At 64.1% G+C, this 15,352-nt stretch carries 18 protein-coding genes; 9 read left to right on the plus strand and 9 right to left on the minus strand.

The features are described from left to right. Nucleotides 1-41: 41 nt before the first annotated feature. Nucleotides 42-977 carry a DMT family transporter gene (locus B5V03_RS36685; protein WP_164988519.1) on the minus strand — a complete coding sequence of 312 codons (936 nt, stop codon included), beginning with the start codon at nucleotides 975-977 and terminating at the stop codon, nucleotides 42-44. Between the two features lie 105 nt (nucleotides 978-1,082). On the opposite strand from B5V03_RS36685, the gene B5V03_RS36690 reads away from it, so the two are divergent. Next, entirely contained in the window at nucleotides 1,083-1,472 is a 390-nt protein-coding gene (locus B5V03_RS36690; RefSeq protein ID WP_206736240.1) for a DUF1330 domain-containing protein, read from the plus strand. A 22-nt stretch (nucleotides 1,473-1,494) separates the two neighbouring features. On the opposite strand, the gene B5V03_RS36695 is transcribed toward B5V03_RS36690, so the two are convergent. After that, nucleotides 1,495-2,115, minus strand: a complete 621-nt coding sequence (locus B5V03_RS36695) for a TetR/AcrR family transcriptional regulator (RefSeq protein WP_129275278.1) — start codon at nucleotides 2,113-2,115, stop codon at nucleotides 1,495-1,497. Between the two features lie 66 nt (nucleotides 2,116-2,181). Here B5V03_RS36695 and B5V03_RS36700 point away from each other — a divergent pair, with 66 nt between their 5' ends. Further along, complete coding sequence (locus B5V03_RS36700; RefSeq protein WP_129275279.1) at nucleotides 2,182-2,586, plus strand: hypothetical protein; 405 nt, start codon at nucleotides 2,182-2,184, stop codon at nucleotides 2,584-2,586. Nucleotides 2,587-2,703: 117 nt separating this feature from the next. After that, entirely contained in the window at nucleotides 2,704-3,108 is a 405-nt protein-coding gene (locus B5V03_RS36705; RefSeq protein WP_129275280.1) for a VOC family protein, read from the plus strand. A gap of 42 nt (nucleotides 3,109-3,150) precedes the next feature. On the opposite strand, the gene B5V03_RS36710 is transcribed toward B5V03_RS36705, so the two are convergent. Then, complete coding sequence (locus B5V03_RS36710; protein ID WP_129275281.1) at nucleotides 3,151-4,083, minus strand: DMT family transporter; 933 nt, start codon at nucleotides 4,081-4,083, stop codon at nucleotides 3,151-3,153. Between the two features lie 426 nt (nucleotides 4,084-4,509). On the opposite strand from B5V03_RS36710, the gene B5V03_RS36715 reads away from it, so the two are divergent. From B5V03_RS36715 to B5V03_RS36725, 3 genes are all read left to right on the plus strand, one after another. Continuing rightward, nucleotides 4,510-5,802 (plus strand): adenylosuccinate synthase, encoded by a 1,293-nt coding sequence (locus B5V03_RS36715; RefSeq protein WP_129275282.1) that lies wholly within the window; start codon nucleotides 4,510-4,512, stop codon nucleotides 5,800-5,802. A 37-nt stretch (nucleotides 5,803-5,839) separates the two neighbouring features. After that, nucleotides 5,840-7,501 carry a hypothetical protein gene (locus tag B5V03_RS36720; RefSeq protein WP_129275283.1) on the plus strand — a complete coding sequence of 554 codons (1,662 nt, stop codon included), beginning with the start codon at nucleotides 5,840-5,842 and terminating at the stop codon, nucleotides 7,499-7,501. Nucleotides 7,502-7,586: 85 nt separating this feature from the next. Continuing rightward, entirely contained in the window at nucleotides 7,587-9,014 is a 1,428-nt protein-coding gene (locus B5V03_RS36725) for a toll/interleukin-1 receptor domain-containing protein (RefSeq protein WP_245502468.1), read from the plus strand. A 68-nt stretch (nucleotides 9,015-9,082) separates the two neighbouring features. Here B5V03_RS36725 and B5V03_RS36730 read toward each other — a convergent pair whose 3' ends face one another. Together B5V03_RS36730 and B5V03_RS36735 are read right to left on the minus strand one after the other, a co-directional pair. Next, nucleotides 9,083-9,358 carry a hypothetical protein gene (locus tag B5V03_RS36730; protein WP_164988521.1) on the minus strand — a complete coding sequence of 92 codons (276 nt, stop codon included), beginning with the start codon at nucleotides 9,356-9,358 and terminating at the stop codon, nucleotides 9,083-9,085. 293 nt (nucleotides 9,359-9,651) lie between these two features. Next, nucleotides 9,652-9,897 (minus strand): hypothetical protein, encoded by a 246-nt coding sequence (locus B5V03_RS36735; protein ID WP_164988550.1) that lies wholly within the window; start codon nucleotides 9,895-9,897, stop codon nucleotides 9,652-9,654. A gap of 165 nt (nucleotides 9,898-10,062) precedes the next feature. Between B5V03_RS36735 and B5V03_RS36740 the strand changes: the two genes are divergently transcribed. Both B5V03_RS36740 and B5V03_RS36745 read left to right on the plus strand, forming a co-directional pair. Then, nucleotides 10,063-10,488: a DUF5413 family protein gene (locus B5V03_RS36740; RefSeq protein ID WP_129275286.1), complete on the plus strand. Its 426-nt coding sequence runs from the start codon at nucleotides 10,063-10,065 to the stop codon at nucleotides 10,486-10,488. Nucleotides 10,489-10,549: 61 nt separating this feature from the next. After that, nucleotides 10,550-11,092, plus strand: a complete 543-nt coding sequence (locus tag B5V03_RS36745; RefSeq protein ID WP_129275287.1) for a DUF4112 domain-containing protein — start codon at nucleotides 10,550-10,552, stop codon at nucleotides 11,090-11,092. A gap of 158 nt (nucleotides 11,093-11,250) precedes the next feature. Here B5V03_RS36745 and B5V03_RS36750 read toward each other — a convergent pair whose 3' ends face one another. From B5V03_RS36750 to msrA, 4 genes are all read right to left on the minus strand, one after another. Continuing rightward, entirely contained in the window at nucleotides 11,251-11,544 is a 294-nt protein-coding gene (locus B5V03_RS36750) for a hypothetical protein (protein ID WP_129275288.1), read from the minus strand. A gap of 212 nt (nucleotides 11,545-11,756) precedes the next feature. After that, nucleotides 11,757-11,921: a DUF3309 family protein gene (locus B5V03_RS36755; RefSeq protein ID WP_129275289.1), complete on the minus strand. Its 165-nt coding sequence runs from the start codon at nucleotides 11,919-11,921 to the stop codon at nucleotides 11,757-11,759. Between the two features lie 105 nt (nucleotides 11,922-12,026). Further along, nucleotides 12,027-12,461, minus strand: coding sequence for a peptide-methionine (R)-S-oxide reductase MsrB (gene msrB, locus B5V03_RS36760; RefSeq protein ID WP_129275290.1), 435 nt, complete (start codon nucleotides 12,459-12,461; stop codon nucleotides 12,027-12,029). A gap of 30 nt (nucleotides 12,462-12,491) precedes the next feature. After that, the gene (msrA, locus tag B5V03_RS36765; RefSeq protein WP_129275291.1) at nucleotides 12,492-13,196 is read right to left on the minus strand and encodes a peptide-methionine (S)-S-oxide reductase MsrA; all 705 of its coding nucleotides are present in this window, start codon (nucleotides 13,194-13,196) and stop codon (nucleotides 12,492-12,494) included. A gap of 307 nt (nucleotides 13,197-13,503) precedes the next feature. Between msrA and B5V03_RS36770 the strand changes: the two genes are divergently transcribed. Further along, complete coding sequence (locus B5V03_RS36770; protein WP_129275292.1) at nucleotides 13,504-15,192, plus strand: caspase family protein; 1,689 nt, start codon at nucleotides 13,504-13,506, stop codon at nucleotides 15,190-15,192. Nucleotides 15,193-15,352: the final 160 nt, after the last annotated feature.

Here is a 15,352-nt window from a genome sequence, read left to right on the forward strand (position 1 = left end):
CCGCAGCGCGTCCGGGACAAGAGATCGCCCGTGCCGCGGAATTACGTCGCCGCAGATCCCCGGCGCGAGGCGATCACGACGCCGGCGAGAACCAGCGCGTAGCCGATCAAATGAAACGGCTGGAGCTTTTCCCCGAGCAGGAGGATCGCCATCGCCGAGCCGAACACCGGCACCAGATGGAAGAACGGTGCAGCCCGGTTCGGACCGATCAGCGCCACGCCGCGGTTGAAGAAGAGATAGGCGAGCGTCGAGGGGAAGATCAGGATGTAGGCCAACGTCGCCAGCGTCACCGTGTCGAATTGCAGGACCTTGCCGCTGAGGGCTTCCCAGATCGCCGTGGGCAGCAGCATGATCGCGCCGCAGCAGGTGGTGAAGGAGAGAAAGGAGAGCTGATGAACCTTTGGCCGGCGCGGGATGAAGGCGGAGTAGATCCCGAAAGCGATCAGGGACGACGCAAACATGATGTCGCCCCTGTTGAAGCTGATGCTCGCGAGCGCTGCGAGATCGCCGCGCAGGATGATGATCAGCACGCCGAGCAGCGAGATGGCGATGCCGGCGAGCTGTCCGCGCGTCAGCCGAACGCCGAACAGCACCAGCGACCACAGCGCCACGAACAGGGGACCTGCCGACTGGATCAGCAGCGCGTTCAGCGCCTCCGTATATTGCAGCGCCCAGTACGAGATCGCGTTGTTGAAGGCGAAACCGACCAGCGACAGGAACAGCATCAAGGGCAGGCTCTTGCGCAAGGCCGGCCAGTCGCGCTTGAGATGCGGCCATGAGAACGGCAGCAGGATCAGGAACACGCCGAACCAGCGGATCGTGGTCACCGTCAACGGCGGCACATGCGCGCCGACATGGCGCGCGAGCACGATATTGGCGGCCCAGAACAGCGAGCTCAGGCTGAGCAGCAGATAAGGCTGGTTGTTGAGCCAGCTGGCCGGATTGGAGGCCTTCGGCGCGGGCGAAGCAATCGTCATTGGCGTCGGAAACAACCTTGCGCCGGATTGCCGTCGTGGCACAAGTCACGCCGCCGCAATGCTACAATGCAGGCTCGACCGGAGGAGGTGCCGTTGGCGGTTAATATGTTGAACATCGCGGGCCTGGAAGGCCTCGACCGGGATGCGCCGGTGGTGATGCTGAACTTGATGCGCTTCCATGATCGCTCGCGCGACGGCGACGGATCGGGCTGGGACGCCTATCTTCGTTACAGTGCGATCACAGTGCCGATGATCAAGGCTCGCGGCGGCACACTGCTCTGGACCGGCGAGGCCAGGGCGATCGCCCTCGGTCTGCACGATGGCAACAACTGGGATTTCGTCGCGCTGGTGTTTTATCCATCCGTCGCGGCCTTCCTCGACATGATGACGTCGGAGGCCTACGAGCGCGAAGCCGACCCGCATCGCGTCAACGGCTGCGCCGAGCACGTCATCATCGCGACCAGCGAAGCCTACAGCAAGTTCAAGATCGGTTGACGTCCAGCTCGGCGCAACGCGCTTATGTCTTCCGTTCTTCCACGACTGCATCCACGGCGTCACGACACGCCCTTAGCAACAGCTGGCAGACCTCCTCCGCCGATCGCTGCGGGCTCAGCGCCGCAAACGTCGGATAGCTCGTCAGCACGAAGATCAGATCGACCGCATCCTGCACGGCGTGCTTCGCCGGGGGCTTGCCGACGATGCGCGGCAGCAGCGCCGCCAGCAGCTCGCGCCGGCGCTCGTTGCGTTCGATCAGCGAGTCGCCGAATTCGGGATCGGTCGCCATGGCCTGGTTGAGCCCGCCGATGGCAGGGTCGTGTGACCAGAACGCGCAGAAGATCGAGACGACGCGGTCGAGTGCTGCGCGCGGATCCGTCATCGTCATCACGTCGGGCAGCTCGAACAGGCCGCCTTCACGCGCGATGTCGTCGAACACGGCTTCCAGCAAACCGCGCCGCGATCCGAACTGATTGTAGACGGTCAGCCGGGTGACGCCGGCCGCCTTCGCCACGACGTCGAGCGAGAAGTTCGCGATGCTGGCGTCCCTGCGTAGCAATTTGGCGCCGGCCGCAATGATGCGCTCGCGCGTCTCTGCCGCCGCTGAGGCACGCGCAGGGCTCACATAATTGCGTTTCGTCATGACCTTGCCATGTCGACGTATTGGATATACATGTTGTATATCAAATTTGGAAAGCTGGAGCTTGCCATGCAGTCCGCCCTTGTGATCGCCCTGTCGCTTCACGTGTTGTCGTCCGTGTTCTGGGCGGGATCAAGCTTTGCGCTGGCCCGCACGGGCGGTGCCGGCGGGGAGCAGCTCGTCTTTCCACAACTCGGCGCGGCGACGATTGCCATCCTGACCGGCGGCTATCTCGGGCATCTCGTTCATTCCGGCAGTTTCGGCACGACCGAACAGGTGCTTGCGGTCGGCGCGGTCTGCGCACTGATCGCGGCCGGTGTGCAGGCGGCGATCGGTCCCCGTGCGCTCGCGGCCTTGCGTCGCGGCGTCGGCAATCCGGAGGATCTGCGTTCACGTATCGCCGGGGCTCAGCGCGTGGCAGCGGGCCTGCTCGGCATCGCCGCGCTGTGCATGGGCGCTGCGCGCTACATTTGAATGCGGTTCAAGGTGTCCGAGAGGCCGATAGGCAGCTTCTGATGTGGAGCGCCGAGAGTTTTCTGGTCCTGATGTCAGACCATAACGCGGCTTCCGGCCGCATTTGAAGGAAGAGCAATGTCCAAGATGATTCTGGTTAACCTGCCCGTACGCGACCTCGCCGCATCGACGGCGTTCTACGTGGCGCTCGGTGGCGCGGTGAATCCTCGGTTCTCCGGCGCGAATTCGACCTCGCTCATGTTCACCGACGCGATCGGCGTGATGCTGCTCACCCATGACCACTATCGTGAATTCACCCAGCGCCAGATCGGCGACGCGCGCCGCGACAGCCAGGCCATGTTCGCTCTCACGGTCGACGACCGCGATGCCGTCGATGCGACGCTGACTCGCGCGGTGGCTGCGGGCGGTCGCGCCGACCCCAACCCTGCACAGGATCTCGGCTTCATGTACAACCGGCACGTCGAAGACCCCGATGGTTATGTCTGGGAAATGGTATGGATGAACCCGTCGGCGAACGCCTGATCGCCGACCGGCTTGCGATGACCTTTGACGGAATGCTCGAGCCTACGCCGCCTGCTTCCGTGACGCCGCGAACACGCCCGACAGCACCAGCGCAAAGCCGATGAAGTGGAACGCCTGCGGGTGTTCGCCCAAAAACACCATGGCCATGATTGAGCCGAACACCGGCACCACGTGGAAAAACGGCGCGGCGCGGTTGGCGCCGATCAGGCGCACGCCGCGATTGAAGCAGAGATAGGCGAGCGTCGAGGGGAATACTGCGACATAAAATAAGGTGAGCAGGTTCGGCGCGTCGAGCTTCATTACCGGGCGCGCGTACAGCTCCCAGATCTCGAGCGGGATGAGACATGCGGCGCCGGCGCCGAAGGTGAAGGCGAGGAACGACAGGCCGTGCATCGCCGGCCGCTTCAGGCTCAGCACCGAATAGAGCGCGAAAAAGATCAGCGCGACGATGAAGATGAGGTCGCCCTTGTTGAAGTCGATGTTCGACAGCGTGGTGAAGTCGCCATGCAGCAGGATGATCAGCACACCGCACATCGACAAGAGCACGCCGAACGCCTGTGCCGCGGTGAGCCTGATACCGAGGATGGCCAGCGACCACAGCGCCACGATCAGCGGCGCGGCCGATTGCAGCAGCAGCGTATTCAGCGCCTGGGTATGCTCCAGCGCCCAGTATTGCAGCGTGTTGAAGGCGCCGATGCCGATGATCGAGAGCGTCACCATCAGGCCGAGCTTGCTGCGGATCGCCGGCCAGTCCTGTGCCAGATGCTTCCAGGCGAACGGCAGCACCAGCAGGAAGGCGAAGGTCCAGCGCAGGAACGACAGCGTCACCGGCGGGATGTGGCCGGCGGCAAGCCGCCCGACGATGGCGTTACCGGCCCAGCACAGCGCGCTGATGCTGAGCAGCAGATAAGGCTGGTTGGCGATCCAGTTGTGACCGGATGTATCCGTGCTCGTGGTCTGGCCGGTGGCGGACATTGTGATTGTTATGGCCCCGCGTCATGCGCCGAGGCCCCGGCCCTGCGATATCAGGGCCGGCTCATAGCCCGGCGCAGCCCACAGACACGGAAATCGCGGTTGCAGCAACGGGGGTCGGATGCATCGCGACCATGCGGCGGCAGATATGGGGTCTCACGCTTTGGTCGAAGCTTGCCGGGCCATCCCCGGCAGGGCTCTGGATTTTCGGGGGATATCAATGGCTTAAATAGTCTTCATGATCCTGAAAAAGCCCCGTTCTTGCTTGCCTAGAGAGGCTGCTTCCGTTATCCGGTTGGCTGCCTCGCATGCGAGCGGCCCTGGGCCGCCGAGAGGGCTGGGCGCAGGCATGATCCCGGAAAAGTGGGCACCGGTTTTCCGCGAGGATCATGGCTCCTAAGAGACGGATTGAATAGGGATTACCCGCGAATGGCCAACGTTGTCGTCGTCGGCGCCCAATGGGGCGACGAAGGGAAGGGCAAGATCGTCGACTGGTTGTCGGAGCAGGCGGACATCGTCGCGCGCTTCCAGGGCGGTCATAACGCCGGCCACACGCTGGTCATCAACGGCGAGACCTACAAGCTCGCGCTGTTGCCCTCGGGCGTGCTGCGCCCGTCGAAACTGGCTGTCATCGGCAACGGCGTGGTGTTCGATGCGCAGGCCTTCCTCGACGAGGTCGCCAAGCTGCGCGGGCAGGGCGTCGCGGTCGGCCCGGAGAATCTGCGGGTCGCGGAGAACGTCACCCTGATCCTGCCGCTGCATCGCGAGCTCGATGCGCTTCGCGAATCGTCCAACTCGGCGACCGCGATCGGCACCACGCGCCGCGGCATTGGACCTGCCTATGAGGACAAGGTCGGCCGCCGCGCCATTCGGCTGATGGACCTCGCCGACCTCGACACGCTGCCGCACAAGATCGACCGGCTGCTGGCGCACCACAACGCACTCCGCCGCGGCCTCAACCTTCCGGAGTTCGACGGCAAGGACATCCTGAAGGAACTGAGCGCGCTGGCGCCGCAGCTTCTGCCCTATGCCGAGACCGTGTGGCGCCTGCTCGATCAGGAGCGGCGCGCCGGCAAGCGCATCCTGTTCGAAGGCGCGCAGGGCGCGTTGCTCGACGTCGACCACGGCACCTATCCCTACGTCACCTCGTCCAACACGGTGGCGGCGCAGGCGGCGACCGGCACCGGCATGGGCCCGGGCGCGGTCGGCTATGTGCTTGGCATCTGCAAGGCCTACACGACCCGGGTCGGCCAGGGCCCGTTCCCGACCGAACTCCTGAACGAGATCGGCGAGGAGATCGGCCGCCGCGGCCGCGAGTTCGGCGTCAATACCGGGCGCAAGCGCCGCTGCGGCTGGTTCGATGCCGTGCTGGTACGGCAGACCGTCCGGACGTGCGGCATCACCGGTTTGGCGCTGACGAAGCTCGATATCCTCGACGGCTTCGACACGATCGAGGTCTGTGTCGGCTACAAGCTCGACGGCAAGGAGATCGACTACTTCCCGGCCGGCGAGGGCGCCCAGGCACGGGTCGAGCCGATCTACGAGACCATCGAGGGCTGGAAGGAGCCGACCGCCAACGCCCGGTCGTGGGCCCAGCTGCCGGCCCAGGCGATCAAATATGTCCGCCGGATCGAGGAATTGGTCGGGTGTCCGGTGGCGCTGCTTTCCACCAGCCCCGAACGCGAGGATACTATCCTGGTGCAAAATCCGTTTGAGGCTTAACGATATCTTACCGGGACGCGCGTATAATTGAGTAGAAATGGCTGATTACTATCCGCTGATCGCCCGCGCTATTGCCGCCCTGGACCCCAACGCTCCCGGCGAAAGCCGTCGCGCGCTCTATGAGCGGGCACGCACGGCGCTGATCGCGCAGCTTCGCAGTGTTCAGCCGCCGCTCTCCGAATCCGAGATCACCCGCGAACGGCTGTCGCTGGAAGAGGCCGTCCGCAAGGTCGAATCGGAAGCCGCCCAGCGCGCTCGCGAGGCCTCGCGCCCCGGTGGCGCTGCTCGCCCCAGTGGCAGCGGCGATGCGTTCCGCAGGGCTAGCACCCGTGCCGCCGAGGGCAACGCAACTGCCGCCCCTCCACCTGGTCCGCCCCGGACGCGTCCGGCGCCGACGCCGCCGCGCGCCGACCGCCCGTCCTTCAACGTCGATGACCAGGGCGATGCCCAACGTCCGCCGCGGGCGCCGCGTTTCGACGCGCCGCGCCAACCCGGTCCGTCCGCACCGCCGATGCCGGAGCCCCCGGCTCCTCCACCGGCCGGACGCGATCGCGCAGCTCCGCGCCGTCCGGCGGACGTCGGTCCGCCGCCGGCGCTGCCGCCGGCTCCGGGTGTACGCGGCTTCCGCGACATCACGGCCGATGCCAACGATCTCGGCGGCGCCGCCGCGCAGGCCAACCGCGCCGCGCGCCGCACCTATGCCAACGTGCCCTCGCCCTCGCCGGAATTCGACCGGCTCGAGCCGAGCCTGGAGAACCGCGTTGGCGAGGGCGAGGCGCCCTATTCCTATGACGAGTCGATCGAGGAGGCCGAGCGCTATGCGCCGCGGCCGCCGTCGGGGCGCCCGCACATTCCCGTCCTCGACCGCAATGCCAAGAAGCCCAGGCGCAGCGGCTCGATGTTCCCGTTCAAGAGCGCGATCGCCATCGGCATCGTGCTGATCCTGGTCGGCGCCGGCATCCTCTGGGGCAAGCAGGTGGTCCAGACCGTGAGCGGCCTGTTCAAGTCCTCGCCGACCCAGGTGGCTGAGGCGCCGAAGGATCCGTCGCAGCCGCAGAGCAAGCCCAAGATTCCGGATCGCGTCGGCCAGCCCTCGGCCGATCAGCCGGTCGCGCCGGTGGCGCAGAAGGTCGTGCTCTATGACGAGGATCCGTCCGATCCGAAGGGCAAGCAATATGTCGGCTCGGTGGTGTGGCGGCTCGAGCCGATCAAGGCGTCGGGCACCCAGAAGGCCGACGTCGCCGTGCGCGCCGACATCGAGATCCCCGACCGCAAGTTCAAGATGACGATGTCGTTCGTGCGCAACACCGATGCATCGCTGCCGGCGAGCCACACCATCGAATTGAACTTCACCGTTCCTACGGATTTCCCGGGCGGCGGCATCGCCAATGTGCCGGGCGTCCTGATGAAGTCTAACGAGCAGGCGCGCGGCACGCCGCTTGCGGGCTATGCCGTGAAGGTCACGGATTCGAAGGTGACGGATCCGCTGAAGGGCCCGACCGGCATCTCGACCCTCTTCCTGGTCGGATTGTCGAATGTCGACGCGGATCGCTCCCGCAACATCCAGTTGCTGAAAGAGCGCTCGTGGTTCGACATGCCGATGGTCTACACCAACCAGCGCCGCGCCATCATCGCGATCGAGAAGGGCGCCCCCGGCGAACGCGCCTTCAATGACGCCTTCGCGCAGTGGGGCGACTAAAGAGACAATATTCGCCCTGCTTTATTGCACTTTGAACGTGTATGGAGATTCGCTAGGCTAGCCGTCGAAGGGGCGCGGCGTGGGCATGGGCGGCGGCATTTTCATCAGTTACCGGCGCGACGACGACCCGTCATTTGCGCATCTTTTATTCGAGCGCTTGGCCAGGACGTTCGGCCATGCAGACGTATTCTTCGATGTGGACGCGATTCCGCTTGGCGCAGACTTCGTCCAGGTGTTGGAAGAAAAGGTAGCACAAAGCTCCATACTGCTTGTGGTGATAGGCATTCGCTGGCTCGACGCGGCAAATGGTTCCAAAAGAAGATTGGATGATCCGCGAGACTTCGTGCGGTTGGAAATCGAAGCCGCCCTGAGCCAAAAGAAGCTGGTCATTCCGGTTTTGGTAGGCCGCGCGGAAATGCCGAGCTCTGACCAGCTTCCGGACACCCTTCATAGCTTGGCTACGCGGCAATTCCTTCGTATCCGGCACGAAACACTGCGTTCGGACTTGGACGAGCTGAATAGGCGTCTGGAAAAGATCGTAGCTACATCGAACGCGACGGTCGATAAAGCTGTTACGGCCAATCGATTGGGTGGTGAGAGCTCTCGCCCTCCGAAAGCAACGAACGATAAGCTTGAAGATATTGCGAGCGCAATTGAAGCGGCTCTCCGATACGGTGAAACTGGTCCTCGTGGCGGCGTCGATCGGCCTCCGCCGCCCTCAACGTTGACGCCTTACCCGAAGCCCGTTCGGCCGGCCCGCACCGGCTCACCCTTCCCGTTCAAGAACGCCGTCGCCATCGGCATCGCGCTCGTCCTGGCCGGCGCCGGCATTCTCCAGGTCGCGACCAACCTGTTCACGTCCTCGCCGACCCAGCAGGTGGTGGAGGCTCCGAAGGATCCGGCTCAGCCGCAGAGCAAGCCGAAGATTCCCGATCGCATCGGCCAGCCTTCCAGCGACCAGTCGATCGTGCCGGTGGCGCAGAAGGCTGCTCTCTGCGACGAGGATCCGTCCGATCCCAAGGGCAAGCAATATGTCGGTACGGTGATATGGCGGCTCGAGCCGATCAAGGCGTTAGGCAATCAGAAGGCCGATGTCGCGGTGCGCGCCGACATCGAGATCCCCGACCGCAAGTTCAAGATGACGATGTCGTTCCGCCGCAACACCGACTCGTCGCTGCCGGCGAGCCACACTGCGGAGCTCACCTTCGTGCTGCCGCTGGATTTCCCGGGCGGCGGCGTCTCCAGCGTGCCGGGCATCCTGCTCAAGCCGAACGAGCAGGCGCGCGGCACGCCGCTTGCGGGCATGGCGGTCAAGGTCACCGACGGCTTCTTCCTGGTCGGCCTCTCCAATGTTGACGCGGACCGCAGCCGCAACGTTCAGCTTCTCAAGGCGCGTTCCTGGTTCGAAGTGCCGTTGGTCTACGCCAACCAGCGCCGCGGCACTCTCATCATTGAAAAAGGCGTCCCCGGCGAGCGCGCCTTCAGCGATGCGTTTGCGCAGTGGGGCGACTAGGGGCGACACTAGCCTTTTCGTCATTCCGGGCTCGACGCTGCGCATCGCCCCGGAATGACAGCAGGGTCCTACTGCGCCGCCGCTTCCCGCTTGCGCGACGCCGTTGCGGCGGCGTGCTCGCGGTCCATCACGGCGCGGCAGCCGGGGCTCACCTGCGCTTTCTTCTGCACCATGCAGGCCCTGATCCGGGGGATGTCGGGAATCTCACTGGAGCACAGCCGCATCGCATCGCCCGAGCACATCTGTTGTGCTTCGGACGAGAAGGCGTGGCTGGGTAATGTCTGGACCACGATGGCGGTGGTGGCGAGGGCGAAGAGAGTTGCGATGGTCTTGAAGCGTGTCATGCGGAATGCGTCCCCGAATTCCCAGGATTGAACCACTTGGTTTTGGGGCGCCGCACGCGGCTTGATCTGCCGCATATCTCAGCCTTCACGCCGGGAACTCAATCCCGCATGTGGTCGCTCGATTTCATGATGTTCGAATCGAAAAGTGCTGCGCCGCCCGAGGGAAGTATGCGCCATTGTCAAAGAGCTGCAATGGGCGGCGCGAATGAATTCGCAATTGTTGCGCCTACGTCACGCACAATGCGTCTCCGCACTTACATGCCGATCTCACATTCCGATCTTACATGCCGATCTTACATGCCATGGCTCTGGAACACCTTGCTGCAAGACTTCGACAGCTTGGCCCGGTTGGCCTGCAGGCAGCTTTGCACCGCGCCGTCATTGCCGAGGTCCTTGCGGCACAGCCGCGACGCATCGCGCGAGCAGGCGTTCTGCTCCTGCGAGGTGCCCATGTGGCCTTGCGCGAGAGCGGAGACGCTCGAAAGGCCGGTGACGGTCGTCAACGTGACCGTCGCGAGAAGCAGGGCTGTACAACGCATCATTGGATCCAATCGTGCTGGGACAAATCAGAATTCGCAGTGCCCTGAGAACTCGCCGATTTGCCAGACGTTCCCGAACAGGGCAGGGCCGGACATCCGTCGGAACCCCGCTATCCAACCTTCCCGCCGCGCTGCTATAAATGGGCGGATATGTGAGGGTTTTGGATGAAACGCTATCTGGTGTTTGCGCTGGTTGGTCCGTTCGTCGGCGGGTTCCTGCTGCTGCTGACGACGACCTATCAGTCCGGCTATTGGGCCCAGACCAGCCTCGGCGAGGTCGGCAAGCTGTTCGTGGTGTTCTTCAAGACCCTGCAATACAGCTACCTGTTCGGCTTCCTGCCATCGCTGATGATCGGCGCGGTTGACGACATCCTGATCCACATCAAGCGAATTCGCCCGGGCTTGCGGATGCTGCTGGTCGGGCTGTTCGCCTTCGTCCTGGCGTCGCTGACCTACGGCTCGCGCGGGCCGGATTCGGGCGCGGTGCAGTTCATCCTCTATGGCCTCGTCGGCTTCGTGCCGTCGGTGATTTCGTCCTGGATCGTGCATAGATATATCGAGGAGCCGCAACCGGCGGCGGCCTCGACCTGAGGGCGCGACGTTCGGGCGCGGTGTAGCAACCTCCGCCGCACCGGGGCGTTTCCCAGAGGCCATGACCATGTCTGACGACGATATCCTTGCTCCGCGCCGGCCCCGTTCCGGGGGCCGCTCGCGCGCGCCCTTTTCGGGCACCGAGGCGCGCGGGCCAATCATCGATCAAGACGGCCACGAGATCCGCCCCGAAACGTTGAAGGAGGGGTTTCAGGAGTTTCGCTTCGACTTCGGTCAAGGAAATCCGTTCGCCAATCTTACGCGGGAACAGCGGATCGCACGAATCGAGGCGATTGCAAAACTGCTCGATGTCGCATTCGTCCTGCCCGGCACCAATATCCGTTACGGCATCGACGGGTTGATCGGGCTGATCCCTGTCGTCGGCGACATCATCACCACCGCGATCTCGCTGTGGCTGGTGCGCGAGGCGCGGGCGCTCGGCGCGCCCTGGTACATTACCGCGCGCATGCTCGGCAATGTCGCCGTCGACGGTGTGGTCGGCATCGTGCCGTTCGCAGGCGACGCCTTCGACGTCATGTTCCGCGCCAATATGCGCAACGTCCGCCTGCTCCGCCGCTGGCTCGACAAGCAGCCGCGGATGTAGGGCGGCGGCTGAGGACGCTCGCCGCGCGTCCATCTGGTCGATCATGCGCCGAATTTCTCCGCGTCGTCATTGCGGCGAGAAAGCCCCAAAAAAGCAAAAAGCGCGACGGCTTTTCGGCCATCGCGCTTTCAGCGCGCATCGGAGCTTGGTGAAAGAGCTTACGCCGCGTCGGCGTCGGTCTCGGCGACCGGCTCGGGCTTGCGGTGGCGCTCGAGCGGGAAGGCTTCGCTCTCGTAGAGCGAGCGGATGCCGTTCTGGTCGAAACGCGCTTCCTCGACCTGGAGATAGGCGCCGTTCAGCGAATCCGTCGGCAACTGCTCCATCGCGAACTGCACGGCTTCGGCCGCAGTGCCGAACCGGCGATACGTGAAGCCCGCGCGCTTCTTCTTGCGGATCGCAGCGGGGAAGAGCTCGGCGGAGGTGTTGAAGTTGAACGGACGCAGTGGACGCATGGTCAAAGACCTCGTGATCTTGTCTGGGGCTTTAAGCGCGTGGGGTTGGGGAGTGCGGAGGCCACGATCGGGTGGGCCCGCCACACATCACTTTCGCCGACTAATATAGGCTGTTTTGACAAAATTGCGACCCCTGCGATGGGAGATGATGAATCCACGCATGGCAGCCCCGCGAGGGCTATAAACCAAGTAATTTCAGTATGTTGGATGGCTTATAGTTTACCAAGCAGCAGCAGCACGATCAGCACCACCAGCACGAGGCCGCCGATCCCCATGCCGGAATGGCCCATGCCGTAGCCATAGCCACCGATCCGGCCGGACATGCCGCCCAGCAGGTAGATGATCACCAGGATGATCAGGATGGTCCCAAGACCCATGGCGTCCTCCCTGGCGGCCGTAGGGAATGCGATGATCGACCGCACCGCCAGACAAGAAAGCACATCGCGCCGCCGGGTTCCATGATGGAACCCGGCGGCGCAGCGTTATTTTGGCTTAAGCTTCAGCGAAGCCGAGTTGATGCAGTAGCGCAGGCCGGTCGGCCCCGGCCCGTCGGGGAAGACATGGCCGAGATGGCCGCTGCATTTGGAGCAGAGCACCTCGGTGCGGACCATGCCGTGGCTGGAATCGTGCTCCTCGTCGACATGGCTCTCGACCGCGGGCTGGGTGAAGCTCGGCCAGCCGCAGCCGGAATCGAACTTGGCATCGGACTCGAACAGCACATTGCCGCAGCCGGCGCAGACATAGGTGCCGGCGCGGTGGTCGTGCTCATATTCGCCGGAGAAGGGACGCTCGGTCGCTTTCTCGCGCAGCACCGCGTACTGCATCGGCGACAATTCGCTGCGCCACTGCTCTTCGCTCTTGATGACCTTGCCGTCAGTGGTCTGGTCGTCGGTGGTTTTGGTCTTGGTGTCGGGCATGGGTCTCCCGTTTCTTTTACGATCTCGCGATCAGTTGGTGGCCTTGCTGGCGCTCACCAGCGTCGGCTTTTCAATATAGTTATCCGCAAACAGCTTTTTCAGGTTCTCGACCTTGGGGAGGTCGTTATAGGCGATGTAGGGCTGGTTCGGATGCAGCGTCAGATAGTCCTGGTGATAGGCCTCCGCCGGATAGAACGCCTCCAGCGCGCCGACCTTGGTCACGATCGGCTTGCCGAACGCTTTTGCGGAGTTGAGCTGGGCGATATAGGCCTCCGCCACCTTCTTCTGCTCGTCGGAGGTGGTGAAGATCGCCGAGCGATATTGCGTGCCGGTATCAGGCCCCTGGCGGTTGAGCTGGGTCGGGTCGTGCGCCACCGAGAAGTAGATCTGGAGGATCTTGCCATAGGAAATCTTCTTCGGGTCGTACTTGATTTCGACCGATTCCGCATGGCCGGTCCGGCCCGTCGAGACGGTCTGGTAGTCGGCGGTCGCCTTGGTGCCGCCGGCATAGCCGGAGACCGCGTTGACGACGCCCGCGGTGTGCTGGAACACGCCTTGCACGCCCCAGAAGCAGCCACCGGCGATGACGGCGGTCTGGATGCCGCTCGCCGGCGTCGCGTCCATGGTCGGGGCGGGGATCACCACCGCATCCTCGGCGGCCCGGGACGGCACGGCAAAGGCCAGCGTCAGGGCGGTGGTTGCGGCGAGCAGGGTCAGGAGGGCGGGACGGCGCATGGCAGAGCCTCTTTCCGGAAGGTGGGGCAGTCTAGGTCGGTTGGCGCCGGGCGAACAGCCTGCCCGGCGGCGTTTTCGCATCATCTGAGATACGGGCGGATCCGGCGATTGTTACGCCGGGACGGACACGAGACTGTGAAAAGCACAGGCTGAGACAGCCGGCTTGGCGGTATCAGGAACTCCGCGCTAAGAGCATGATCCGGAAAAGTGTGAAGCGGTTTTCCGCAAAGATCATGCTCATACAATAGATGAACCCGCGCGATCGTCGATCGACTCAAAATGTGGTGGCTGGAGCTGACCTGACAACATGCTGCGCGTCGTTTCCCTGACCCTCGTCATCCTGACCGCCGCCGTTGCGACCGCTGCGGCCGACCCCCAACCCGGCGACGACCTGGCCACCTGCCGCGACGGACGGGCAGAGACGCAGGCGCGGATACAGGCTTGCGAGAACCTGCTCAACGCGGACCGTCTCACGGGCAAGGACAAGGTGATGGCGCTCGTGGTGCACGGTAACGCGCTGCTCAACAAGCGCGACAACGACAAGGCGCTGGAGGCCTTTTCGACGGCCCTCGACCTCGACCCGGACAACGTCTTGGCGCTCGACGGACGCGGCATCGTCCGCGGACGCAAGGGGCAGGACGATTTGGCGATGGCCGACTACAACCTCGCCATCCAGAAGCGGCCGACCTTCGGTCCTCCCTATAACAACCGCGGCATCATTTATCTGCGCCAGAACGCCCTGCAAAGCGCGCTCGACGACTTCAACCTGTCGATCAAATATGCGCCCAAATTCCTGTTCGGCTGGACCAATCGAGCCCGCGTCCGCACGCTGACCAAGGATTATGACGGCGCGATCGCCGATTTTGCGGAAGCCGAGAAAATCGACCCGGCTTCGCCGCAGATCGCCGGCAACCGCTGCATCACCTACGGTTTGATGGGCAAGTTCGACCAGGCCTTCGCCGACTGCAACGGCCTGATCGAGAAGCAGCCGAAAAACGGGTTCGCGATCATCAATCGCGCCGAGGTCTACATGATGAAGGGCGACCTCGACGCCGCGCTGAAGGACTACAACGCCGCCCTTCAGCTCAACCCGAACAGCGTGCGCGCCCATTCCGGCCGCGGCCAGCTCTACGAGCGCAGGAAGGATATCGCCCAGGCCCGCGCCGACTATCGCGCGGCGGCCTATTCGCTGACCAGGTTCGACGAGCTCGACGTCGCGCGCGCCCGTGCCATCGCGCAAGCGCGGCTCGCCGCGCTGACGCCGCAAACGCCGGCGGGCGCGCCGACGGGGCGCCGCGTCGCGCTCGTGGTCGGCAACGGCGCCTACAAGAACGTCCACGCTTTGCCCAATCCGCCGCGCGACGCCAAACTGATCGCAAGCGTGCTGAAAGATGTCGGCTTCCAGACCGTGATCTCGGTCAGCGACCTCACCCGCGACAAGTTCTTCGAGGCGCTGAAGACGTTTGCCGACGAAGCGGAAAAGGCCGACTGGGCGGTGGTCTATTACGCCGGCCACGGGTTCGAGATCGGCGGGGTGAATTATCTCGTTCCGGTCGATGCCAAGCTCGCCGCCGACCGGGACGCCGAGACCCAGGCGGTGGCGCTGGAGCAGGTGATCGCAGCGGTGGGCGCGGCACGTAAAGTGCGTCTGGTGATGCTGGATGCCTGCCGCGACAATCCGTTCGCGCCGACCATGCAGCGCACGTTGTCGCTCAAGCTGGTGGACAAGGGCTTTTCCAACATCGAGCCCGGCGCCGGCTTCATGGTGGTCTACGCCGCCAAGCATGGCGAGACTGCGATGGACGGTGACGGCGGCGCCGACAGCCCGTTCGCCACCGCGCTCGCCCGCGAGATCAAGGTGCCCAAGGTCGAGATCCGAAAACTGTTCGACATCGTCCGCGACGACGTCTGGTCCGTGACCAAGCACGAGCAGCAGCCGTTCTCCTACGGCTCGCCGCCGGGACGAGAGGATTTCTATTTCGTGGCGGGGAAGTGACGGCTGCGTGTGAGGCGCGACGGCGGGGCCCAACCCCGGGTGCCGTCCCGGTCCCAAAACGGATGTCGCCGGCCGACCGTCGAGGTCGGCTTCCGCACGGACGTGAACATTCACCTGCTCTCAAAGCTGCGATGTGCTATTCAAGGCTCACGAAGGAGCT

Source organism: Bradyrhizobium betae, assembly GCF_004123905.1.
GTDB classification, from domain to species: Bacteria; Pseudomonadota; Alphaproteobacteria; order Rhizobiales; family Xanthobacteraceae; genus Bradyrhizobium; species Bradyrhizobium betae_A.